Annotated in this window: 21 protein-coding genes; 10 read left to right on the top strand and 11 right to left on the bottom strand. The window is 57.7% G+C overall.

Translation table 11 applies throughout. The features are described 5' to 3' along the window. Nucleotides 1–10: 10 nt before the first annotated feature. The 5 genes from ACW9KT_RS20070 to mobV all read right to left on the bottom strand — a co-directional run bounded on the left by ACW9KT_RS20070 (nucleotide 11) and on the right by mobV (nucleotide 6,531). Nucleotides 11–1,261 carry a glycosyltransferase family 2 protein gene (locus ACW9KT_RS20070; protein WP_457083737.1) on the bottom strand — a complete coding sequence of 417 codons (1,251 nt, stop codon included), beginning with the start codon at nucleotides 1,259–1,261 and terminating at the stop codon, nucleotides 11–13. Then, complete coding sequence (locus ACW9KT_RS20065; protein WP_457083735.1) at nucleotides 1,258–2,553, bottom strand: ABC transporter ATP-binding protein; 1,296 nt, start codon at nucleotides 2,551–2,553, stop codon at nucleotides 1,258–1,260. The genes ACW9KT_RS20070 and ACW9KT_RS20065 overlap by 4 nt, the downstream gene beginning before the upstream one ends. A 4-nt stretch (nucleotides 2,554–2,557) precedes the next feature. Further along, the gene (locus tag ACW9KT_RS20060; RefSeq protein WP_457083733.1) at nucleotides 2,558–3,415 is read right to left on the bottom strand and encodes an ABC transporter permease; all 858 of its coding nucleotides are present in this window, start codon (nucleotides 3,413–3,415) and stop codon (nucleotides 2,558–2,560) included. A 132-nt stretch (nucleotides 3,416–3,547) separates the two neighbouring features. Beyond that, the gene (locus ACW9KT_RS20055) at nucleotides 3,548–4,552 is read right to left on the bottom strand and encodes a glycosyltransferase family 2 protein (RefSeq protein WP_457083731.1); all 1,005 of its coding nucleotides are present in this window, start codon (nucleotides 4,550–4,552) and stop codon (nucleotides 3,548–3,550) included. 686 nt (nucleotides 4,553–5,238) lie between these two features. Then, the gene (gene mobV, locus ACW9KT_RS20050; protein ID WP_457083729.1) at nucleotides 5,239–6,531 is read right to left on the bottom strand and encodes a MobV family relaxase; all 1,293 of its coding nucleotides are present in this window, start codon (nucleotides 6,529–6,531) and stop codon (nucleotides 5,239–5,241) included. A 1,414-nt stretch (nucleotides 6,532–7,945) separates the two neighbouring features. Here mobV and ACW9KT_RS20045 point away from each other — a divergent pair. The 10 genes from ACW9KT_RS20045 (at nucleotide 7,946) to ACW9KT_RS20000 (ending at nucleotide 17,527) form a co-directional block, all read left to right on the top strand. Continuing rightward, nucleotides 7,946–8,620, top strand: coding sequence for an MCP four helix bundle domain-containing protein (locus tag ACW9KT_RS20045; protein ID WP_457083727.1), 675 nt, complete (start codon nucleotides 7,946–7,948; stop codon nucleotides 8,618–8,620). 338 nt (nucleotides 8,621–8,958) lie between these two features. Then, nucleotides 8,959–10,200, top strand: a complete 1,242-nt coding sequence (locus ACW9KT_RS20040; RefSeq protein WP_457083725.1) for a hypothetical protein — start codon at nucleotides 8,959–8,961, stop codon at nucleotides 10,198–10,200. An 88-nt stretch (nucleotides 10,201–10,288) separates the two neighbouring features. After that, nucleotides 10,289–10,753: a hypothetical protein gene (locus ACW9KT_RS20035; RefSeq protein ID WP_457083723.1), complete on the top strand. Its 465-nt coding sequence runs from the start codon at nucleotides 10,289–10,291 to the stop codon at nucleotides 10,751–10,753. Between the two features lie 67 nt (nucleotides 10,754–10,820). Continuing rightward, nucleotides 10,821–11,129, top strand: a complete 309-nt coding sequence (locus tag ACW9KT_RS20030) for a hypothetical protein (RefSeq protein WP_457083721.1) — start codon at nucleotides 10,821–10,823, stop codon at nucleotides 11,127–11,129. Between the two features lie 47 nt (nucleotides 11,130–11,176). Then, a complete protein-coding gene (locus ACW9KT_RS20025; protein ID WP_457083719.1) occupies nucleotides 11,177–11,476 on the top strand; it encodes a hypothetical protein in 300 nt (99 codons plus the stop codon). Nucleotides 11,477–11,593: 117 nt separating this feature from the next. Next, nucleotides 11,594–11,842 (top strand): hypothetical protein, encoded by a 249-nt coding sequence (locus ACW9KT_RS20020; RefSeq protein ID WP_457083717.1) that lies wholly within the window; start codon nucleotides 11,594–11,596, stop codon nucleotides 11,840–11,842. A gap of 465 nt (nucleotides 11,843–12,307) precedes the next feature. Further along, entirely contained in the window at nucleotides 12,308–13,525 is a 1,218-nt protein-coding gene (locus tag ACW9KT_RS20015) for a glycoside hydrolase family 26 protein (protein WP_457083715.1), read from the top strand. Between the two features lie 388 nt (nucleotides 13,526–13,913). Next, the gene (locus ACW9KT_RS20010; protein WP_457083713.1) at nucleotides 13,914–15,179 is read left to right on the top strand and encodes a WecB/TagA/CpsF family glycosyltransferase; all 1,266 of its coding nucleotides are present in this window, start codon (nucleotides 13,914–13,916) and stop codon (nucleotides 15,177–15,179) included. 231 nt (nucleotides 15,180–15,410) lie between these two features. Further along, nucleotides 15,411–16,805: an undecaprenyl-phosphate glucose phosphotransferase gene (locus ACW9KT_RS20005; protein WP_457083711.1), complete on the top strand. Its 1,395-nt coding sequence runs from the start codon at nucleotides 15,411–15,413 to the stop codon at nucleotides 16,803–16,805. 26 nt (nucleotides 16,806–16,831) lie between these two features. Then, nucleotides 16,832–17,527, top strand: a complete 696-nt coding sequence (locus tag ACW9KT_RS20000; protein WP_457083709.1) for a GAF domain-containing protein — start codon at nucleotides 16,832–16,834, stop codon at nucleotides 17,525–17,527. An 89-nt stretch (nucleotides 17,528–17,616) separates the two neighbouring features. On the opposite strand, the gene ACW9KT_RS19995 is transcribed toward ACW9KT_RS20000, so the two are convergent. From ACW9KT_RS19995 to ACW9KT_RS19970, 6 genes are all read right to left on the bottom strand, one after another. Next, on the bottom strand, nucleotides 17,617–18,129 hold the full coding sequence (locus ACW9KT_RS19995; RefSeq protein ID WP_457083707.1) for a serine acetyltransferase: 513 nt from the start codon (nucleotides 18,127–18,129) through the stop codon (nucleotides 17,617–17,619). Nucleotides 18,130–18,153: 24 nt separating this feature from the next. Next, nucleotides 18,154–19,209 (bottom strand): glycosyltransferase, encoded by a 1,056-nt coding sequence (locus tag ACW9KT_RS19990; RefSeq protein WP_457083705.1) that lies wholly within the window; start codon nucleotides 19,207–19,209, stop codon nucleotides 18,154–18,156. Between the two features lie 20 nt (nucleotides 19,210–19,229). Then, the gene (locus ACW9KT_RS19985; protein ID WP_457083703.1) at nucleotides 19,230–20,105 is read right to left on the bottom strand and encodes a glycosyltransferase family 2 protein; all 876 of its coding nucleotides are present in this window, start codon (nucleotides 20,103–20,105) and stop codon (nucleotides 19,230–19,232) included. Further along, nucleotides 20,071–21,324 (bottom strand): VpsF family polysaccharide biosynthesis protein, encoded by a 1,254-nt coding sequence (locus ACW9KT_RS19980; RefSeq protein WP_457083701.1) that lies wholly within the window; start codon nucleotides 21,322–21,324, stop codon nucleotides 20,071–20,073. The genes ACW9KT_RS19985 and ACW9KT_RS19980 overlap by 35 nt, the downstream gene beginning before the upstream one ends. A gap of 20 nt (nucleotides 21,325–21,344) precedes the next feature. Then, a complete protein-coding gene (locus tag ACW9KT_RS19975; protein WP_457083699.1) occupies nucleotides 21,345–22,697 on the bottom strand; it encodes a flippase in 1,353 nt (450 codons plus the stop codon). Between the two features lie 132 nt (nucleotides 22,698–22,829). Then, nucleotides 22,830–23,897, bottom strand: a complete 1,068-nt coding sequence (locus ACW9KT_RS19970) for a glycosyltransferase family 4 protein (protein WP_457083697.1) — start codon at nucleotides 23,895–23,897, stop codon at nucleotides 22,830–22,832. Nucleotides 23,898–23,918: the final 21 nt, after the last annotated feature.

The raw sequence follows: 23,918 nt of genomic DNA, 5'->3' as shown, positions 1-23,918 counted from the left end.
ACTCGGGGGGCTACTCACTGGAAGGGCGGCGGGTACGGTAATAGTAAAAGAGGCCGGAGACCACCCCGGTTAACTCCGCCCACAAGGTGGGGCTGCAAAAGAAGGGAAACCCAACCTTGAATCGGTGCGCATAGTAGCGGGGAACCTCCCAAAACAGATAGCGCTGGTAGCCGGCCAGCGGCAACTGCGCGTGCTGGGTGAGGGCCGCCGCCACGTGCCCCCGCATATAGTAGAAAAGCTGCCGCTTTAGGCCGCGCATGTCCCGGCGATGCTCATGATAGACAATAGCGCGCGGCGTATAGTGCACGGGGAAGCCGTGGCGCAGGATGCGAAACCACAGCTCCGAGTCGCCGCTGCAACCGGCGGCGCCCACGTCCAGCAGCTCATCAAAGTAGCCTACCTGGTCGAAGATGGCTCTGCGGAAGGCCATGTTGGCGCCGGCGCCGATCTCCCACACCCGGGGCGCCGCGCCCGCTTGCTGCACGTACTCCGGCCCGTAAATCTTGTCCACGTAGCCCCGGTTGAAGCTCCAGGCGCGTTCAAAGGTTAGCTGCGCTGCCGTCTGCAGGCTCAAGGCGAGTATTAACCCGGTGAGGGCCACCACCGCCGGCTCCTCAAAGGCTTCCCAGACGCGGTACATGAGCCAGGGATGAACCACTACATCATCGTCGATAAAAGTGATGATGGCTTCCTGCGCGGCCCGGATACCCGTATTCCGGGCAATATCCAGGCCTGGTCGGGGCTCGGCCACGTAAAGCACCTGGTCGAAGGCGGCCACGACTTCCCGCGTGCTCGGATCCGCCGGCGCGTTGTCCACCACGATAATTTGGGTGGGCGCGCAGGGCAGCGCGCGCAGCATCGTCAGGCAGCGCTGGAGCAGCGTCGCCCGGTCCCGCGTGCAAATGATCACCGACACCGGCACTTGGGGCGGCAAGGCCGATGGCAGTAAAGGCGCCAACACGGCCTGCATCCCGGCACGCCAGCCCGCTACGTCGCCCCGCGCCAGTAACGCTTGGTCGGGCGCACTGCTGCTATGTTGGCGGGCCGCGTAGTGCTGCACGGCGGGCGCAATCGCTGTGGCCAGGGCCGGGTAGTAGGCTGCCGGCAGCAGGGGTTGTTCGGGGGAAACAAACAGGTGCCCGAGCGCCAGTTCCTGCCACCAGAACACCAAGTAGTGTCCGTGCTGGCGGGGCTCCGGTGGCCCCAGTACTTCCTGGTGCAAATAAACGTGCGTGATGCGGTAGGGCAGATCTGAACTCATAGGGTGTTAGGTGCACAAACCAGCTCCTGGGGCCGCAGCTGAAAAGGAAACAGCGGGCGCACGGCTCCCATCCACTTGCCGTACCACTGAATCTCCCCCCGGAAGTCCTCCAGGGTAAAGGACAGGCACTCCTCGTAGCAGAACAGCTCGACGGCGGTATCCCGCACGATGACCAGGGAGATGTAATAAGACCCATCGTTGAGGAAGTTGCCGGGGATGATGCACTCCCCGGCTACGACGCCTGGGGCGCAGGTCACGGCCGGGGAAGGAATATCGCAGATGCACTCGCCGGTATAAGAGTACAGGTGCAGGCCCGCACTCAACACGGCCGTATCCGCTAGATTCCAGAACTCAAACCGCACGGTTAAGGCGGAGCGAATATCCAGGGGGGCTCCCGGCGTGAGCAGCTGGGGCAAGAGTTCCACTTCTTTAAACCGCACCTCGGCCGTGCCCGGCGCTTCTGCCGGCGTCGCCCAGCTGTGCTTGGTTGAGTTGTGCTGGGCAGCCGCCGCGTAGTGGTTGGCGACTTGGCTTACCGCCCCGCTTTCCCGGACCTGGCCGTGGTCCAGCCACAGCGCCTGCTGGCAGAGCTGGGTGACCGCGTGCAGGCTGTGGCTAACGAAGAGGACGGTCCGCCCGGCGTGGCGGGACACGTCGCGGATCTTCGCTAAGCTCTTTTTCTGAAACTCGGCGTCGCCCACGGCCAGCACTTCGTCCAGAATCAGAATATCGGGCTCCAGATGCACGGCCACGGCAAAAGCCAGGCGCACGTACATGCCCGAGGAGTAGCGCTTGACCGGGGTGTCTAGGAAGGGCGCCAATCCGGCAAAATCAACGATCTCATCAAAGCGGCTGCGAATCTCAGCCTTGCTCATGCCCAGGATATAGCCACTCAGAAAAATGTTTTCCCACCCACTCAGTTCGGGATGGAAGCCCGTGCCCACCTCCAGCAGGCTGCTGATGCGCCCCCGGCCCCGCACCCTACCCCGGGTGGGCCGGATAATGCGGGAGATGATCTTGAGCAGCGTGGACTTGCCCGCCCCATTGCTGCCAATAACGCCCCACACCTCGCCCTGCTTTACTTCCCAGTTGATGTCACGCAGGGCCCAGAGGGTCTGGCCGGTTGCGATAGCGGAGCCCGCCGCGGCCGGCACCTGAAAGAAGGGGTCGTCTTTGCGGCGGATGGACGTGGTCCACCACCGCTGCAGGTCCTGACGCAGGGAGCCCGAGCCCGTGGTGCCGAGCCGATACAGCTTCGACAAGTCGCGGATACTGATTGCTACTTCCGCCACGGCCCTAGACGACGTCCACTAGTTTATCCCCCTGCCGGTTGAATGTCAGCAGGGCAACCAGCAGCAGCAGCAGGGTAAAGCCGCAGCTGTACACGACCTGCGGCGCCGTCACCAGGCCCTGACCCAGTAGCGCACGCCGGAAAAGCTCGAAGAAGCTGGTCAGCGGGTTGAGCTGCACCAGCCAACGCCACTGCGCCGGAACGTAGCTTACGGGGTAGATAACGGGCGTCAAAAACATCAGCAGGCGAATGCCGAGCCCGACCACATACGTTATATCTCGGTATTTGCCCGTGAGGACCGAGGAAATCAAGCCCAGGGCCAGGCTCAGGGTAGCCACCATCCCCAGCACGACGGGCACTAGCAGGAGCTGCAGGCTCGTGGGTAGGGGCCAAGAAGTGAAAAGGGCGTAGTAGCCAACTAGCAGGAGCAAAAACAGGAATTGAATGCCAAAGCGCAGCAGCTGCCCACTCAGCTGGGCTAGGGGCACGACCAGGCGGGGAAAATACACCTTGGAAAAGAGATGGGCGTTATCGCGGAAGGTGGTGGACGTGCCGGTGAAGGCGTCATTGAACAAGTTCCACAGTACGATGCCAGCTAGGTAGAACAGCACGGGGGGCGCGCCCTGGGTGGAAATGCCCACTACTTTGCCAAATACAATCAGGTACGTGGCTAGCGTCAGCAGGGGCTGCAGGAGTACCCACAGTGGGCCGAGAACCGTTTGCTGGTAGCTGAGCAAAAAGTCCCGCCGGATGAGGCCCAGCAGGAGGTGGCGGTAGGCCCACAGCTCGGAGTTACTGGAGCCCCACCAACTGGGCTGCGCACCAAGCTCCCAGTCCCACTTTTGCTCGGTGTTAGATACCATATAGTGAAAAAGCTAGTAAAAAATGTAGCGGGCAGGCACCAAGAATACCTGAAGAGGTTGCCAGATGACGCGTGACCCGGACGCACCATGTTATCCTTGGTCCTTTTGACGGGGGCTTTGCCCTACCCCTGCCTACGGTGTACGAACCAGAAGCTTAAGATAGAATTTAAGGAGCTGGTAGTATACCAAAGGGTGGCGACTCAATTGCAAGGCCTGTCTTATGTGGGTATGGGCCAGGGACCAATCTTTCGTTTCGTGCAGGATGTTATAGGCTCCGCCTATGCTCATGTAGGCGTAGTGTTTGCTGGCCTGGCGCCCTATTCTTTCCTTGTCCTGGTCGGGTAGGTGCTGCTGGATACGGGCAATTACCTGAATTAAATCCGGGACTAGATGACCGGCTCGGGCTTTTTGCGAGGATATGCTTTGGCTGTGGCCGCGGTACTCGGCCAGGACCTCCGGGGTATAGGCCACGGGGTAAGAGCGCGCAATCCGCACCCACATTTCCCAGTCCTCCCCGTAGGTGGTACCGTAGAAGCTGCCCACCTTTTCGTACACCTCCCGGCGCACAGCAATGGATACGTACTGAATGCGTTGGTACTCGGCAATGCGGGGCAGCCAATCTGACAAGACGCCGGCCCTGAGGGCGACGGGCGGCGGTCCATGGGTACGGATTCCCGCCTCATTGATAAACGCAAAGTGGCTAAAAACGGCTCCCGCCTCCGGATGCAACCGGAAAAGCTGCGCGAGCTGGACGTAGAAGCCCAAGCTGACGCGATCGTCACCGTGCAGCAGATGCACCCAGTGCCCCCGGGCCCGCTGAATGCAGGTCTCAAAGTTGCGCAGGCTGCCGACATTGACTGGCTGGCGGAAATATTGCACCCGGCCCGTGCCCAGCGTCGCCACCAAGGCCTGCACATCCTCGTCCGTGCTGGCATCATCCACCACTTCAATTTGCATTATATCGGCCCCTGGGTCCTGGGCCAAGACACTGCGGATTGCTTCTCGCAAATAGGCGCTACAATTATAAGTTGGAATCATCACTGACCAGAGCACGCGCTCAACATCTTCAGCTAAAGCAGCAATAGTTGGGGGCGAGGAAGGGATACGAGCGAATGAATAGCACTCGGGTAGCGACATACTTATATGGCTAGCAGATAAAAATAAAGAATAAAACTAGGCAAAAATAAGGGATTAAAGCCTGGTAAGGTGTAAGCATTCAGCTCAACATATACTTATCGCGTCAATTGTACTAAAATGGTGCCGTTCGAGTCTGGAAGGGTTGATTCGGAAAAATTGAGTGGTGTACTGCGGCGAACAAGACCTAAAAGCCAACAGCGGCTGGTTGCCGCCTAGTCAATCTTATAATGCTTGTAAACGTGGTAAGCTCCTTACCAGCCGAGTTTGAATCCTCCCTCCTGCCATCCCTATAGAGGGTGCAACAACTCTCGCTTCCACCCCAAGAAAATAAGAACCCGGAAGGGCGCTAATTTCGATACAGTCAATTGACTCCATCTGTTCCTCTAGCTTGATACCCTACGAAGGCACATTTCCGCGCCCGTGCTATCTCACCTTCTTCCGCAAGCACTTGATTTGCTCCTCTCTTCGTTCGAGCTGCCCCATTGCTAAGGAGTTTCTCCTTACCCACTTCAGCTTTGCACCTGATACGCTGCCTCCGTCGTGCTTTAGTTGAAAAGCACTAGCCTTTAATGCTCACTATGCAGCGAAGATCGCAAACGGGGTGGGGAGGCTACAACTGCGCTTAGGGATAAAAGGATAAATAGGCTTTAATACTCCATTTTTGGGTGAATAAGTGAACGTCGGTTTCAGCGCCGAATGCTTCTCCCCTGGTTTTGCTGGCGGAGCTCCGCTTGGGTACGGGCCACAGCCGCTTCCACTTGGTCATTGAAGCTCTGTCCATTGGGCCGCACCTGCTCGCGCGGCATCCGGGTGCCTGTCGTTAGACAGATAATTTCCATCCCTGTTTGGGGGGCAAAGCGCAACCGATAGCCTTTATCCTGCATGGCGGCCTCCAGCTCGTCGCGGCTACGCAGCGGCCCTTGCAATACCTCTGTGGCCGCTTGCTCTATGCGTCGGTGGGCCTGCGACCGCACCTGCTCGGCGAAGGCCACAACCGGTTCCCCCGGCATCTCCCCCTGTACCCAGCGCACGGCTAGCTGCTGGGTTACGCTGGTGAGCTTCGCGTTAGTGGCCTCTGCGGTGCTCAACTTTGTCTGCAAATCTAGTAACTGTTTCTCCCGTGCTTGCAGGGTTTGCTCGGCCTTAGCCACCCGCTTCTCCATCACCCGCGCCCGCTCCTGGGCCATGGTGTTAGCCGTGGCCACCTGCGCCACTTCTGCCAGCTTAGCGTTGACGAGGGCTACTTGCTCGGCGAGATGGGCGTTCAAGCGGGCCAGCTCCCGCTCGACGTAGTCCTGGGGATGCAGGTGCTCGTGCCACTTCATCTCGCCCACGGCGAAGGGTGCGGGCTCTAGTGGGGTGGCCACCTGGGCCAACTGTTCCTTGCTGGTTTGCTGGGCCCCGTAGTTGCGGCGCACATCCTGGTGGATAGCGGTGCTGTACTGGACGCCCCGCGCCATACCGTAGGGCGCCATGGCCTGGGCGTAGTCCGTCTGCAGTTGGCGCAGGCTCTTGGGGCTGAAGACATCGCGCGAGGAGAGGCGTCCGTCCGCGGTGACCGGGATGATTACCGCGTGCACGTGCGGGGTCACCTCATCTTGGTGCAGGGTAAAGCTGACCACGTTGCGCGCCCCAAAGCGCTGCTGCAAGAAGTACAGGTTATCTTTCACCCAGGGCGAGGCCCGCATGTCTGCTGCCCGGCCTTGGGCATCGCGCCGGAAAGCCTCAGGGCTGGCGGTGAGCAGGACCTCCACGGCCCGCACGGCATCGCCACGCAGGCGCGTTAGGCCCAGCTCGTGGATGCGCTCCTGCGCCAGGTCCCAGTAGTTGCGCAGAGCGTGATTGAGATACTCCTGATTGCTGTGCTGCTGCTCTGGGTCGGCATTGGGGGTAAGCTGCAGGCGGTAGTTGTGCTGGGTCTTGCTGGTCGCCGAGCTGTGCGACTTGATCTTGCCAATGCGGAGAATTGCGTAGGCCATAACCGTTCGAAAGCAAAGCCGAAGGGATAGCAGGTAGGGGCCGCGCCCGGGCGTGGGTAGGGTTCTGGGCCAATGCGTAGTGAGTTACACATTACAAATTGAACCAAGAATCTTGCGCTCACAAAAGATACGCGAATGAATTAGCTTTTAAAATTCTGTAATCAGCTCTTTTGGTGATTTCTCCATGCTATATAAGCTAGCCTAGGCAGTATACTCGTAAAATAGCTACTACTAATTGCTGTGCTAGATAACCTAGAATGCTGTTTACGTAGAAAAGGTGACACCTTACCCCTCTTTGCAGTCATTGCTTGATAATGAGCAACTTAGCACTTTTTACCGGTGAATATATAGTTGAGTAGTTCCCCTACTTGAAGCAGCGAATCTAGTAATTAGTAAACTTATTCTGAGTATTTATAACCTACTGGAGTAACTGTGAAGGAATGTGAGGCTGCAGGCTTATCAGTAAATGGGTGACTTCTAGACAAGCTAAACACGCAGCTAAGCCCTAATCTAATACTCATTAAAAGGTATCATGATCGCCTTATTTCTGTTGGGTCTCTTTTACCTCGCAATTATTAACGCCTTGATCAATCAAGCCAGTACCTTTGCCGCCCTTAACTACATCACTACATCACTACATCACTACATCACTACATCACTACATCACTACATCACTACATCACTACATCACTACATCACTACATCACTACCATAATTATTGCAGCAGTTAAATACTCGTATTTACTGCCGGCAGGTTATTTGCCCATGCCTTATTACGGTCAGAAAAACCGTTATCAGCCAGGGCTGCTAGCGGTTTCTCTGCTCAGCTGCTTTTCGTATACCTTCTTTGCTTAGGGCAAGGATAGGAAGCCGTACGACACGACATTTTCCAGTTTTTCAACGCTGGTAGGCCTGTGCTCTCCCGAGGGCCTGGGGCCACCAAGACACGGCTTGCTGCACTTTCTCAGACTTAATAAACAGGGTGGCGGCAGCTTGGGTAACACCCAACGAATTTTACAATTAGCTCCCCCATCCCCTACCATCACTCCTGAACTCCCCCTGATAAAAGCTCCTGCTTGGCGTATTATTCCCTTGATCTGCCTCTAAAGAGCAAGATTCATGAAGCCAATTACGTCGCTGGCCGCCGCTTGCCTTGCCCGGCGGCAAGGTGAATAGTTTAGTGTTTAAGAAGGTTTATGCCTGCTTATGCCCCCATAGATGCAGGACAGCCAAGCCCGGAGGCAGCTTTACTTATCCCGGTTCGGGCAGGCTGGGGAGGGCTAAGTTGGAATGCAATTGGTCCGCGCCGTAGTAGTAGATTCCCCGAGCTTACCCCCGCTCCTACCCCCTCCTAGACTTCCTTCCTACCCCGTTTTTTCTTATCTTATAGGGTCTTTCACCTAAGCCCCGTGCCATGAATCTGCTCTCGGGAGTTCACCGCAAAATTAAACCCGCGCTCCTGCTGCTGGGGGTGATGCTGGTCGTGCTGGGCAGTAGCGTGTGGGAAACGCGCCAGCTCCACCAGGTGACCCACTCAGTTGCCACCCTCTACCAGGACCGCCTGCGGCCCGCCACCGACTTGTTTGCCCTCAACGATCACATGTACGCCAAGCGCCAGCTGCTAACTAGCTGCCTGGCGGACCCCACGGTGGCTCCATACTCCGCCACTCGGACTCAGCTCATGGGCCACAACCGGGCTATGCAGGGCCTGCTCGCCCGCTACCAGGCCACTTACATGGTGGCCGAGGAAAACCAGGTATTTCACGCCCTCACTGCCCGCCTGGCCCGCTACAACGCCCTGGAAAGTCAGCTGCTCCGGGAGCCCGCGCCGCCGCGGCCGGACCAAGCCCAGGAGCTGGCGCGGCAGTTTACTTGGATTCACGAGGACCTGAGCCACCTCACCCAGATTCAACTCCAGGTTGGTCAGCAGCTGTCTCGCCGATCGGTGGTGACTGATGACCTGACGACCCTGTGGAGTCACGTCAAGATCGCTTTGCTCGTGGTCTTGGCCCTGGCCCTGCAGTGGGCCCTGCTGGTGGATCGACACCCGCTGTTGTCCCGCAACCGCCAGAACTTTCATTTAAATTAAAAATAGCTCAGGCCCGGCGCGTGGCCGCCGCACCCACGGACTTCGCCCTCTTTTTTCCGATTCGGTTGGAGCCCGCTGAGTCCTACTCTTGGGGAGACGGTTGCGGGCCCATCACTCTCTCGCTCTCCCCTTAAGTACTGCTCTGCAGATAAGAAACGCCTAAGTCCGCCGCGGGGGAGTAAACAAATTTCAGTTTATACTTTGAAATACAAAGTACTTCTATTTTCTTTGTTTTAAGGCTGAGCGGGCCCTAGCGTTCACGCCCCAACGCCAGTGCTTGTCGGCGAGGGCCGCCGCCGCAAACGCCGTCCAGGAGGATCAACCATACAACTCACCCGATGAAAGAGGAAATTCTGCGTAACCTGGAGAATCCCCGCCAGCTGGAGCAGTTGTACCGGGGCGACCAAGCGGCGTTCCAGCGCGCCTTCACGGGCCTGTATCCCACTATCCAAAACCACCTGACGGCACAGGTCTGGCAGGAGCGCCTAAGCTTCGAAAGCCCGGAAATAAGCTGGGGCAGCCGTCAGGAATTAACCTTTGTCGTCCTGGCCTCGTTACTGGCCGGCCTGATCGCCAAACTACCCGCGCTCGCGGGCCTCAGCCCCGATTTCTTTTATCCCCGCAATCTGGGCTTCGTGGTGTTCCCCGTGCTCACAGCCTACTTCGCCTGGAAGCACCAGACCCGCTGGCCCCGGCGGCTGGTTTACCTGCTCGTATTTACCCTGGCCGCCGTTTATATAAACGCCCTGCCCAACAATCCGGCCAGCGACACTCTCGTTTTGGCCTGCATTCACCTGCCCGTGGTGCTCTGGACCGTGCTGGGCGTTACTTACCTGGGCGACCGCCTCAGGGACTACCCCGCGCGGTTAGCTTTTCTGCGCTACAACGGGGACTTGATCGTGATGACGGCCGTTATCCTGCTGGCCGGCGGGCTGCTGACTGCCATCACCCTGGGGTTGTTTTCCCTAATTGGGTTACGCATCGAGGAGTTTTACTTTCAGTACGTGGCGATTGGAGGACTGGCGGCCGCGCCCGTGGTCGGCACTTACCTGGTGCAAACCAATCCCCACCTGGTCAGCAAAGTATCGCCCGTCATCGCCAAAGTATTTACTCCCCTGGTCTTGCTGATGCTGCTCGTGTACTTGGGGGCAGTGCTGGTTACGGGCCAGGATCCCTACAACGACCGGGAGTTTCTGCTGCTCTTCAACCTGCTGCTGCTGGGCGTGATGGCGCTGATTCTGTTTTCCGTGGCGGAAGCCCAGGGTGGCGGCGGCCGCCTGGCAACCCTGCTCCTGCTCGCCCTGGCGGCGGTGACCATCGTCCTGAACGGCATAGCCTTGTCGGCCATCGTTTTCCGCCTGAGCGAAGGGGGTATGACCCCCAACCGCCTGGCCGTGCTGGGGGGCAATCTGCTGATTCTGGCCAACCTGCTGCTGGTTACCTACCACCTGGTCCGTGGGGCTAAGAGTGCCTCGGAATTACCGCGGGTGGAAGCGAGCATGGCCGCCTTCTTGCCCCTCTACGGCCTCTGGGCCCTCCTGGTCACCTTCGCCTTCCCCCCGCTGTTTAACTTTCAATAACCTTAGGGCCGGGGCTGGCCGCGCCGCTAATAGCCATATTTTTTTGTCCGTAAACTTTGTGTTTCAAAGCTCTTTTCAAACCTACATTATGAGCCTTGCTCCTGCCCTGGACCGCATGCACTGCCGGGTAAAGCAGAATCGCTGGCTGCGGGACTTCACGGTGTTCAACCGTGTGGTGTTGGCCCTGGGTTTTCTGCCTGCGGGCTACGTGAAAGTGGTGGGGGAGCGCTTCACCGATTTGTCTACCTGCCACCCCATGGGCCACTACCTGGAGGCCCTGCACCGCACCGGCTGCTACTACACCTTTGTGGGCGTCATGCAAATGACGGCCGCCCTGTTACTGCTCATTCCGCGCACGGCCACCCTGGGGGCCTTACTTTACCTGCCCATCATTGTCAACATTTGCGTGCTGACCTGGGCCGTGCGTTTTGTCGGCTCCTGGGTTACGGCGCCCCTCATGGTGCTGGCTAACGTGTATTTGCTCTGCTGGGACTACGATAAATTAAAATTCCTTTTCCCCTTTAGCCGGCCCTCCGGCCTAGCCCGGCCGTGAGGCCTGGGGTAATAGATGCCTCGTTCTTTTCCTGCGGGCTCTCGCCCTCGTTCAGCAGTTTCCTCTCGTGCTCAAGCCAGCAAGCTTACTTCCCCCGTGGCGGGTATTATTCCTGGGAGTGCTGCTCAGCACCCCGGCCTGCGAAATTATGCCCAGCAATTCCTTGCGGGATTGCCGGCAGCAGTGCCCCGGCACCCCGAAATCCCGGGCCTGCGAGGAGTTCTGCGCTTGTATTCACTCCGCTTGCCAATCTCTGGACAGCTGCCTGACCCGCTACGATCAAGCCCCGACCCCTGCTGCTCCGCCCTCGAGGGCGGATTCCGCCCCCAACCCGCCCGAGCCGCGGGACGGACAGGCCGCCCGCGGCGGGCAGTAAGAAACCAACCGTTTTCTCATTTCTCTCCTTAAACCATTTCACTCATTATGGACAACACATCAAATGCTTCAACTCCCATCTTTAATTTAATTGGCTGGCTGTTTGGCTTGCTCGCCCTGTTCATCGGCGTAGTAAACACGTTTTGGGGGGACGACCCGGGCTTTGGAATTTTCATTTTGGTGCTGGCTTTAGCCTTTTTCCCGCCGGTCACTGCCCTGCTTAAGGAGAAAACGGGGTTCGGCATTCCGCGCTTAGCGAAGTGGCTGCTGGGCTTCTTTATTCTCTGGGCCTCCTTGGGCGTCGGGGAATTGTTCGACAAGATTGACTTGATGCTGCAGTCGTTTTAACCCCGTGCCTTAGCTGGCGGCCGCCCCACCCGACCGCTAGGGGGCGGTTGCGGAATAGGCATTACCCCTGACTGTATGAAAGCTACTACCAGTGCCAGGAAAGCCGTCGCGAGGGTTATGAGCTGGGTTTTCGCCCTCGTCGTGTTCATCGTTGGCGTCCTGAATATTCTGCTGGTGCACCCCGTCCCGGGAGTTGTTTACCTGCTTTTCTCCTTGATTTACCTGCCCCCTGCTCAGGCTGTACTTCGCCAGAAGTTAGGAGTTTCGATTCCATGGGGGGTAAAAATTATCCTGGCTCTGCTTATCATTCAGTTCACCCTGGGCGTGAGTGATCTGGGCGACCTGATCGACGATCAGAACAAGTAAATTAAGATAGGTCAGCCCATTGCCCAGGGGCGCTGTACCAGCCCTGATTACTAGCTCCTTTTAATTAAATACCGCCGTGCTCCTGCGCTTGCCGAGGGGGCGCTGCGGTATTTTTTATTACCTCCCCTTTGCAGCAGAAGGGTACAGCGGAGTGTCGGCGGGGTACTATATTATATTAAAAGTACAAATTAAAACCCCGTGAATCTGAGTGTAAAAGGTTGGATTGTAACTACGAACTAGTAAATTTATTTAAGCGATTTTAGTGGTATAAGCTGGGCAGTAATGATGTTTTGCTTTGCTTGACTATAAAATTTTATGGTTAAGGAAAAAGCAGAAGTTGTTCGGTGAAAATGAAAGCCATTAAAGATATTACAATTGCTAAAGCGCCTATACCTGCTTAGTAGTAATAGGAAGCGGCGCCCGGCCCCGTTCACTCAGCATGTGTCACTTAGCTAACCTTCCCCCATGGTCTACTCCTACTCTGCTTTCCGCGCTCCGCGCTTTTTCCTGCTCCTAATCCTTGGCTTGCTGGGCGCCTGCCAGCGGGAGCTGCCTATTCAGGCCAAAACGTCCGCCAGTTTGTATACGCTCGCCACCCAGGCGGCTAAGCCGGGTGCCGGGGCCACCACCCTCGCCCCCATCGATCGATACGCTACGGCGGAAACCGTGGCCTTGTATACCAACCTGAAGAAGACCGGCAAGTCAAATACCCTGTTCGGCCACCAGGATGACACGAAAACCGGCTATGGCTGGGCCAACGAATTTGATGCCTCCAACCCGGGGGCGCCCTACCTAGTTGATTCCGACGTGAAGAAAGTAACCGGGGCCCATCCCGTGGTCTACGGCTGGGACTTCATGCGCATCATCGATTTCTACACGGGTGAGCGCAAAGCCTGGGAAACGAAGATAACCCGGGACCTGACCATCGACGCCTATAACCGGGGCGGGGTGAACACCTACAGCTGGCACTACCACAACCCGGTGGCCAAGGAGGGCATCTGGTGGCGGGACGCTCAGGTCGAGGCCGTGAAGCACATTCTGCCGGGCGGCAGCCACCACGAAGTGTATAAAAATTCCCTGCGGGAGCTGGCTGACTATACCAACTCCCTGATTGGGGCGGACGGCAAGCGCATCCCCATCATCTTTCGGCCTTTCCACGAAATGAACGGGGACTGGTTTTGGTGGGGCAAAGGGCACTGCACGGCCCAGGAGTACAAGCAGCTCTATCAGTTTACCGTCAAGTACCTGCGCGACAACCTGGGAGTACACAACCTCTTGTTTGCCTGGTCCCCGGACCGGGCCTTCACCACGGAAGCCCAGTACCTGGAGTACTACCCCGGCGACGCCTACGTCGACATTGTGGGCATGGATAACTACTTCGATTTGGCCCCCGGCAATGACCCCGGCGTGGCGAGCCGCAAACTCAAGATTGTATCCGACTACGCCCTGAAGAAGGGCAAGGTGGCGGCCTTCACCGAGACCGGCCTGGATAAGCTGCCCCAAGCCGACTGGTTTACCCAGCAGTTGCTGCCGGCCCTGCGCAGCCAACCCGTCGAAATTGCCTACGTCCTATTGTGGTCGAACACCACCGATATGTACTGGACTCCTCACTTGGGTCACCCCGCCGAGAGCGACTTTATTCAGTTTAAAAACAGCCCATCCATCCTGTTCAGCGGCGAATAAGCCAGCTAGCTCGTACGCCGCCCTCCCCTGGCTGCCCCAGCTCCCGGCGGCGCGAGGGCGGCAGCCTGGTTAGGCCGGCCCGCGTAGAACCCGTCCCTGCCCCGACTAACCTTCGGGGTTTCCGGCCAGTCCGCTGCGCTAGGGCTAAGCGGCCCCTGGCCCCTGGCTTCCTATTAGCCACTCCGCTGCGGGGGGCAACTGATCCTGGCCGCCGTGCGTAGTTAGCTCCGCTGTGGTTCGTTCAAACCCCGCTCTTAGTTCCCCTGAATCTGCTGGGAATGTACGCGCCCAAGCCCGCGCGTTCATTCCGGTTTAGCACTTCTTCCCCGCCGCGAAACTGCCCCTTGAATAGTAATAATTCACGGACTAGTTTTCCTATACTTGGTTTATGAACTGGTACATTCTTTCAACAAAGCCTGGGCACGAGCAAAAGGTAGTTAAGAGCCTTACCAGCAAGTACGAAGCTTACCTGCCCCTGCACCAGCTAACGGACGAGCAGAAAGGCCAGGTGCTGCGCCCCCTTTTTCCGGGTTTCGTTTTTGTCCAGGCTAAGCCCGAGCAGCTCCAGGAGGTGGCCCGGGTCAAGGGCGTGGCCAACATCGTTTACTACGGCGACCGCTACGCCTTGGTGCACGAGGAAGACGTTGCCCTGCTGGAAAAATTCCTGCAGCACTACACCTTGGTGCAGGAAGAGAAAATCGCCGTTGACCCGACGGAGAAAGCCAACGTAAGCGATACCCTGGCCTTCGGGGGCGGCGCCGCGGCCGGCGCCGCGGGCCGCCGCCTGGTCAAGCTGCGCTTGCCGGCCCTGGGCAGCACCCTGCTGGCGGAAAGCAAAGTAGTCAAGGGGGAAAAGGTACAGATCGGCAAAGCCTACGTGAATAACGTCACGCCCCAGGAGGCCATCCTGGAGATTGAGCGCTTGATTGCCAGCAATGCCAAAACCTACGTGGTCACGCCCAACCTGGATCATATCGTGAAGCTGGAGCAGGACCCCGAGTTTGAGCGCTGCTACGCCCACGCGGGCCTCGTGCTGGCGGACGGCAACCCGCTGATCTGGGCGTCCAAGATTTTGGGTACTCCCCTCAAGGCCCTGGTGACCGGTTCCGACTTATTTCCCGCCCTCTGCCAGCACGCGGCCGAGCGCGGGCACCGGGTGTATTTCCTGGGGGGCTTGGAGGGCGTGGCGGAAAAAGCGGCGGTGAACTTAACCCAGAAGTTTCCGGGCCTGCAGGTGGTAGGCACCTACAGCCCGCCCTTTGGCTTCGACAAGGACGAGGTGGAGAATGGGCGCATCCTCGACATGGTCAACGCGGTCAAGCCCCACTTGCTTTTTGTGGGGGTGGGGGCACCCAAGCAGGAAAAATGGATGTACCGCAACCTCGAGTACTTGAACATTAACGTGGCGCTGGGTATCGGGGCCTCCTTTGATTTTGAGGCCGGCACTATCAAGCGGGCCCCCAAGCCGGTGCGCGACATGCGCATGGAGTGGTTCTGGCGCTTTTCTAGTGAGCCCACCCGCTTGTTCAAGCGCTATTTCGTGGATAGCAATAAGTTTATTCCCATCATCTACCGCCAGCTGGAAGAAAAGCGCCGCGGCGAGGAAAAGCTGGCGAAACCGGCCGTGCTGCGCGAGCTGGAACAGTCCTCCTAGCGGCCCTTACCCCGCTTAGGGAGCAGAGTTTTCGGGGATACCAGGCCTAATTAAGCATGCCGGCCGGGACCGAGATATGGGCGGAGTTGCTTTTTCGCGGCGGCCTAGGGACAGGATAATCCCCACGGCTAATTTGCCCCCCGCTCCCAAAAAAGATTGCTGCACCCTGCAGTTTTACTTGCTACTTTTCACCCTTCCCGCCCTACCCCACACCCCTAGCGCGCCAGCAATATGGACAGACGTTTTTTACAGTTCCTGCAAATCTTCTTTTTGGTCCTCGACTTATTTCTGTTAAATCTTATTTTCCTTTTCACCCAGCGCTATATCATCGAGCAGGATACTATTCCGTTTTTATCCGACCATACCTTTTACTGGCTGCTGCTGAACGTATTCTGGATTGCCGCCACCTGGCTGGGGGAAATTTACGCCTACCGCGTCATCTCGAGGTTTCGCAGCTTCACCAAAACCACCTTTCAGATTTTCTCCGTGTGGGCCCTGCTGGTGTTGGTGTCATTGTTTCTGCTGCGCGATGTGGTGACCTTGTCGCGGGTGTTTATTTATACCACCCTGCTTTGGTTTGCGGGGGGCCTGCTTTTAAACCGCCTCCTGTTTCTGGCCATGCGGTTCTGGGTGCGGGACCAATCCCGGTTGAACCGGCGCGTTATTATTCTGGGGCACAACAAGCTGGCGAAAAAGCTGGCCGCCTACCTGGAGAGCGAGGAGCTGAATGTGCGCATTGTAGGCTTTGTGGATGAGGCCAAGAAAATAACGGAGCTGTCCAGCTACCCGGTGTTTTCGGGTTTGAGCAACTCCCTGCAGATTGCCAACAAACAGCGCGCCACGGAGATATACTCCACCATCATGCCGGAGAACAACCGCATCGTCTACAACATGATGCGGCAGGCCGACCAGGACCTGATCCGGTTTCGGCTGGTGCCCGACTTCAGTTTTTTCATCGACCGGCCGGTGCACGTCGACTACCTCTACGATATACCGGTGCTCTCCGTGCGCAAGGAGCCCCTGCAGGAGGTGATGAATCAGTTCAAGAAGCGCGCGTTTGATATCGCCGTCAGCCTGGGCGTGACCGTGTTTATTTTGAGCTGGCTGGTGCCGTTGCTGGGCCTCATCATCTACCTGCAGTCGCCGGGGCCCATCTTTTTTGTGCAGCTGCGCAGTGGCAAAAACAATAAGCCGTTTCGCTGTTTTAAGTTTCGCAGCATGACCGTGAACAAGGAAGCCAACAGCATTCAGGCGACCCGTAATGATGCCCGCGTCACGAAGATTGGGCGCTTTATGCGCAAGACCAGTCTGGATGAGTTTCCCCAGTTTTTAAACGTGTTATTGGGCCAAATGAGCATCGTGGGACCCCGGCCCCACATGCTCAAGCATACCAAGCAGTTTCAGGCCCAGGAAGATCAGTACATGATCCGCCAGTTCCTGAAGCCGGGCATTACGGGCTGGGCCCAGGTAAACGGCTACCGAGGCGAGATATCCCAGCTCAAGCACATTCAGAAGCGGGTGGAATATGACTTGTGGTATCTGGAAAACTGGAGCTTATACCTGGATGTGAAAATTATGTTCATGACCGTGATGAACGTCTTCAAGGGCGAAGAAAACGCCTTCTAAACCGCTATCCCTAACCCACCCCTTATATGCTCGTTGCTCCCCTCCCCCCCCATGAGTCCGACCGCCTGAAATCCCTGGCCGAGCACAACTTACTCAATACCTTGCCCGAGGATGTCTACGACGACATCACCCGCCTGGCCGCCGAGATATGTGGCACGCCCATCGCCGCCATCAACCTGATTGCGGATAACTACCAGTGGCCCAAATCGACGTACGAGGAAGAAGCGGGGAGCGTGCCCCTACGGGAGTACCTGACCATGGACCGGGATCAGTCCTTCTGTGCCCACACGATTCTAAATCCCAACGAGCCTCTGGTCGTGCCGGATGCGCGCTACGACGAACGCTTCGCGAATAATCCCTTAACCCAGGGCAATCCGCAGTTGATTTTCTACGCCGGGGTGCCGGTCAAGGACGCCGAAGGGCACGCCCTCGGCTCGCTCTGCGTGATTGACAGCCGGCCGCGCGAGCTAACGGAGCACAAGCTGGAATCCCTCAAGGCCCTGGCCAAGCTGGTGAACACGCACTTTCAGCTGCGGCGCACGAAGCTGGAGCTGGAAAAAAAGCAGCAGCAGGTCAATGCTGCTCAGCCTATACTGCAAACCATGATTCAGACTATCGGCGCCATGCAAAGCTCGGCGGGCAAGGACGAATCCAGTCAAGTGACCTCCCTGCTGGCGTCCGCCAAGTCCTTGCAAACCGTACTTGACCAGCCACCCGCCTGAGGGCAGGCCAGTTGAATATGAATAGCGTTCCGAGCCCACTGGGGAGCCAATGCGAACGTTTGCATTTGCCCCCCAGTGGGCTCGGTAGCTTAGGCGTGGGGCTGCGCGCTGGCCGTGGATTTAACGACCCTGGCGGGGTTGCCGACGGCAAGGGAATTGGCCGGAATAGAAGCCACGACTACGGAGCCGGAGCCGATAACCACATTATTGCCAATCGTGATATCGCCGATAATGCAGACGTTAGCGCCTACCTCTACATTATCCCCGATAACCGGGCAGCGCCCCCCAGCTTTGGCATTGCCAATCGTAGTGGAGTGCCGCAGGGTGCAGTTCTGGCCGATAATGGTGTGCTTGTGGACCACCAGCGTTTGTCCGTGAAAAATCCGTAAGCCCGGGCCTACGCGGGTGTCCCAGGGCAGCTCTACGCCCAGTACCCATTCCACGAAGAATCGGTAGAAGGCTAAGTAAGGCAGAAAAAGCAGCTGGGGGGCTTTTCCACTGGCGCCGTAGCTGGCGAGGCGAAAAAGCAACGTGATTACTTTCCCTTTGGTGTTATTCGTATTGGCCGTCGTGTCCTGCTTTACATAGGCAATAAAGTTCATAGAGTAAGCGGTTTAGTTTGTTATTCATTTATCTATCAGCGCCTTATATTCTTGTAGATAGCCAGCCACGCAAGCCTGTATAGAGTACTCCTGTTCAGTTATTGCTACGGAGTTATGCATCACTTGTTTTAAGTGGCCATTTTCATAGTCTTGAAAAATAGCGTGCAGAGCGCGAGCACAAGCCTGGCTGTCGCCTTTCGGAAACAGAAAGCCCCGGGGTGTACGCTTCACAATCTCGGCCGGTCCTTCAATATCCGAGGCCAAAACGGGTAGCCCAGCGGCAAATCCTTCCAGGATAGTTAACCCAAAACCTTCGTAGCGGGAGGGCTGCACCAGCAAGTGGTAGTGGGCCAGGTTAGCATACAGCCAGTCCCTGTTTCTCTCCCCTGGGAAGCTTACCTCAGAAGTCAACTCCAGCCTGGCAACAAGGTTTTGCAAAAAGGCCAAGGAATCCCCACTGCCCACAATGTCCAGGGAGAAGTTAACATACCCCTGGTCTTTCTTCAGGTGATATAAAGCCTGAATCAGGACATCCTGGCCTTTCTTCTCATGCATGAGGCGGCTAATCTGAATTAGTTTGAGGGGCTGGCCAGCTAGGGAGTAATCAGTTCGTTTCTGGAAGGCGGAAACGTCGATGCCGTTGTATATTTTCTTAATGGGCCGGGCGAAGCGTGGGATTAGTTCCTGCTGGACCGCGTCGGAAATGGCCACCAGCGTGGCGTAATGGTGATAATGCGTGGTGGGGATGGCCACATCATGAATGGTATAGAGCAGTTTGCCAACCCCAGCTTTGATAATCTTCCCAATGTTGGGCTCATGACAATGGATAATATCGGGCTTAAGCTGGCGCAGCAAAAGATTAAACTTGAGCAGGGGCCAGGGGTTACGGCTGCCTTCCTCGCGGTCTATTTTGTAGACGGCGACTCTCTTGTCCAGCTTTGCTAATAGGGTCTCACTGTGTATGTTATTGACCACCACCAATGTCATGGCGTGGAAAGGACACATCTGGTTGAGCAGATCAACGGCTAAGACTTGGGCGCCCCCCATCTCGAAGGTGAAAAAGCAGTGCACAATTTTCATAGGGACAGCTGAAAGGCGGGTTACTTGAACGTGATCAACGTGCGCAGGGCCGCGGCGGGCGTGAGGGCGACGGCCGCCTTATAGAGGGCTTTTCCCGGCAGGGGCGAGGCAGCTAGCAGGGCCCGCACCTCCTCTTTCTGGTTGGCGGCAATGCCCAGCAGCAGGGCGTGGCGAAACTTGGCTTGGTACTGGGCCGGGGCCAAGGCGTAGAGATCCGCCCCGTAGAGCCCGAAGTAGACCTGCAGGTACTGGAACTTGCCGGCGATGGCGGCCACGCTTTTCAGCCGCAAGGTCTTGGTCAGGTTGTCGGTGCGGTCCAGATCAACCCAGGTGACGGTTTGGGGCACCACCAGCTGGGGCTCGGTGGCTTTGATAATGCGCAGCCAGTTCAGGTTTTCGTAGGCCCGAAACTGCTCGAAAAACGGAAACTGCAGCAGGGTCTGGCGCTCAATGACGTGGGTGAAGTCCCCGTAGACGCTTTCGGTAAGCCACTCCTCATAGCGGGTAGTGTAGGGGGCCGTGGCCGCCTTGTTTTCGTTGGACGAAACAAAAAACAGGAAGTGCTTGACCGGGGCGTTCTCTTCCACGTGCTGAGCCACGGTGTCCAGCCCGTTGGGGAAGAGCTTGTCGTCGCTGTCCAGGAAGAGGATGTAGTCGCCGCTGGCCTGCTCGATGCCGCGGTTGCGGGTGTAGTTCACGCCCTTGTTTTCGGGGTTGCGAAACAGCTTCATGTGGGGAATGTCCATGGTCTGCAGCAGCTCGTAGGAGCCGTCGGTGGAGGCGTCATCCACCACAATCACCTCGTAGTGGGCCGTGCGCGAGCGGGTGCTGTCCAGGCAGCGCGGCAAGTCGGCTTTGCGGTTATACACCGGAATAACGATGGAGATCTTTTTCATGGTGGGGTTCGTCGTTTTCGTCGGCTTGGAGGGGAGCGTAGGCCCGCAGGCCCACCAGGGAGGCCAGGGTGATAATGGAGATGGCCGTGGTGTTGGTCGCCATGGAGTTATTGCCGGAGGCAATGAGCAGGATAACGCCCAGCAGAATGAAGCGCACGGGCAGAGCCAGGTGGTGAAACAGGCTGAAGAGGAAGCGCAGCATAAACAAACCCAGCAGGGCGGTCAGCACAAACCCGTACTTGAAAATCCAGATAATCCAGAAGTTCTCGATGATGTCGACCTTCTCCAGGTACATGGCCGTCAGGATCTGGTCTTCGCCTATGCCCCAGCTCAGGTCGCTGGGCGTGAAGTGGCGGAACATATCGAACACCCGGGAGCGCACATCGGCGCTGTCGTCGTCGAAGCTGGCGCTGGCGAAGATGCGCTCCCCAAAGGGCGTGGCGACCAGCACAAAGCCGATCAGGCCCAGCATGACCAGGAACAGCAGCAGGTAGGTGAAAAACCGGCTGGCAGCCTCGTCGGGCTCGTGGTTGCGCAAATCGAAGTAAAGCAGGAAGGGAAATCCGAGGATAATGCCCCCCAGGGCGGTGCGGGCCCCGAAGGAGAAAATAGCCATGATGCCCAGGCCCAGGTAGAAGAACTTGGTGAGGGTGCGCTCCGAGATAATGACCAGCAGCAAGGTCAGGAAGCCCACCACCAGGCCGTTGTTGAGGGGGTGGCCCAGGAGGGCATAGGAGCGAAAGGATTCGAACACCGCTTCTTCCGTGGGGCGCAAAATAATGGTGCTCAGGCCCCGCTCGACGATGGCCAGCCCGCAGTTCACCACGAAAAAGGCTTTGACCCAGTACAGCACCCGGTCCTTGAACTCGTCGGTGGCATCCTGGAGCAGGATTACCAGCAGGACGGGGGCAAACAGAGTGTCGAGGATAAAGAAGTTAGCCTTGGACTTGCCCAGGGTGATGGAATACACAAACACGAGGAGCACCACCAGGCCAAAGTCGCGCACGGCCCCGGGGCGGGGGTTGTAGTAGGTGTGGTACTTGAGGCTTTGCACGGCCCACAAACCAAAGAGCAGGTAGGTGGAGGGGTGCAGGCGGAAGATGGCCCCGCTGGTGGGGTCGGACTGGGGATAGTGGAGCACGTCGAGCACGTTGGCCCCCAAAAACAGGAAGAGAACCAGCACCAGGGGCAAGAGCGATATTTCCTTTTCGGCGTCCATAAGTCCCTCGCGGCGGTTAGCTAGTTGCTGGGTTTACGACCGAGCTTGCGCTGCAGGCTCTGCACCATAGGGCCGAGGGCCTCGACTACGTAGGCGTAGCGGAAGTAGCGGGCGTTGAGCACCCGTATGCCCTTGCGGCGCAGGTACACGCCCATAATCACCGCAATGGAGGCCTCGGTGAGCAGCCAGGCCCAGGCCCCACCGATGTAGCTGAACTGGGAGGCCAGCCAGAAATTGAGGGCCAGCCCCAGAATGCCCCCCAGGGCAATGATGTTGGTGTAGGGCTTATCCATTTTCAGGTTGACCATGGTCTGCACGCCCATCAGATTGCTCAGGCCCATAATGACGGGGATAAAGCACAGGATGCGGAGCACGGCAATGGAGGGCGTGAACGCCTGGCCGTAGAAAAGAGTGATGATAAACGGGGCCAGCACCCATACCGCCGCGCCCATCAGGGCCGTCAGGTACACGATAAAGGGGGCCGTCATTTGAATCCGCTCGATGCCTTTCTCCCGGCTGATGCCGAAGCTCTCCCCGATGTAGGGAAATAGGGCCATGCCGATGGGAATGGTGATGATGGTGTGCATGATGATGACCAGCCGCCAGGAAGCGGAAAAGAACGCCACGGCCTCGCTGCTCTGCACCAGGCCCAGAATCAGGGTGGTGGCGTAGGTGTAGACGTTGATGGACACGAAGGAAAAGAAGATGACCCGCTCGTTCCACAAGTGGCGCAGCACCTGGCCTAGGGGCACGTAGAACAGGCGGATCTGGTACTTGCGGATGGCCCACAGAAAGGCGACCACGCCGACCACGATGTGGGCGACGCCAATCAGCAGGGGCTGCCAGACGTAGTCCTGCTTTTCGCGAATGACCAGCAGCACGCAGACCGTGAACAGGAGCTTGGTGATGAAGTTGAAAATGGCAATGTTGTAGAGCTCCTGCATGCCCTGGTACAGCCAGTTGGGCGTGAGCACGAAGGAGAACACAATCAAAAAGGAATAGATGGCCACCTGCTTTTCCTCCCGCAGCTGGGGCATGGCATTAAGCAGGATCAGGAAAATCAGGAGGGACACCCCGAACAAGAGCAGCTTGGCGTAGAGCACCTCATTGAACACGTGGCTGCGCGTCTGCGCGTTGTGGCGGTCCAGGGCGATGGCCCGGGTCGCGGTGAGGTCAAAGCCGTAGTTGGTCAGCAGAATAAAGTAGGACATGACCACGCTGGCAAAATTGATGACCCCGAACTTGTCGGGGCCAATGATGCGCACGATGATGGGAATGGAGATAATGGGCAGCACGTTGTTGGCCGCCTGCAGCAAGCTCAACGATAGAAAATTCTTGAACAGGCTACTGTTCTCTTTTACCACTGCTGCCATCGGGAGAGGTTAAGCCGGTTAATACAGCAGGTAGGTAGCTGCTGTAGAGTTGTTAAGTGGCGCTGAAGAGAACGTGCTAAGTGGGAGCCTACGAATCTGCTCAGCGAAAGTGGCAATAAGCCGGTAAGCTCATCAAGGGGTAGGCGCCCGTGAAATGTCGCGGTACATGGCCACCAGCCAGGAGTTTAGTTTCTCGAGGTTGTAGTCGGCTTGAATTTTCTGCTGGTTGCGGCGTGCCATCGCCGTCATCTCCGGGGCGTGGGTGGCCACGTAGGCGAGGTGCTGACTTAAGCTGGGCACGTCGCCCGGGGTGATCAGAAAGCCGTTTACCCCTTCCGTTACTAGGTCCGGAATGCCCCCCACCCGGCTGCTGATGATGATTTTGCCCCCCGCCATGGCTTCCAGAATGGACATGGGCAGCCCCTCATTGTAGGAGGGTAAGACCATGGTGTCGGCCTGCTGCAGCCAGTGCAGCTTCTCCTCGTCGCCCATCCAGCCCAGCACCCGCACTTGCTCCTGCAGCCCTTTCGCGGCGATCAGCGCTTGCACCTGCTCTATCTCCCCGTCGCCGGCCAGGAAAAACTGGAGGTGGAGTTGCGGGTGGGTGGTTTTCAGCTCTGCCACCGCTGCCAGCAGATCGTATACCCCTTTGCGTTGGCCCAGGCGGCCCAGAAACAGGAAACGGTGCAGATTGGTGGGCATGGTAAAGCAGGAAGCAAAGGCCGCCGGGTACACCCCGTTGTGCAGCACCTCCACGTTATCCGGGGTGATATGCTCGCGAAAAAATGCCTGCCAATAGCTCGACAGCACCAGAATCTTGGAACACTGGGCGAAGATCTTCCGGATGTAAGCCTGCTGCGGGGCCCCGGATTGCCGGAAGAAGCTATCAAAGTCGGCCCCGTGCACGTGCATCACGATGGGCAGGCCCCGCAGGCGGCACTGCAGCACAAAGAGGCTTTTGCGGTAAAAGCTGGCATCCGAGGCTACGTGCAGGTGCACCACATCCACGTTGGACTCCCGCAGCAGCTGGCCGAACGCTTTGGCCGCCCCAACGATCTTTGCGCCCGCGCTCCCTTCCCCGTGGGAGACGAAGTGAATAAACTCCACCCCGGGCGCGGTATTGGCGAGCATGTCCCGGATGACCGTGGCCATGCCGCCCTTGGTTCGGGTGATGCTGGGTCCCACAATGGCTATTTTCATGCGGCAACAGACAAAAAGTTA

Source organism: Hymenobacter sp. HD11105 (assembly GCF_054051685.1).
Note: the sequence above shows the minus strand (reverse complement) of the source record. Positions and strands in the feature narration are given on the sequence as shown.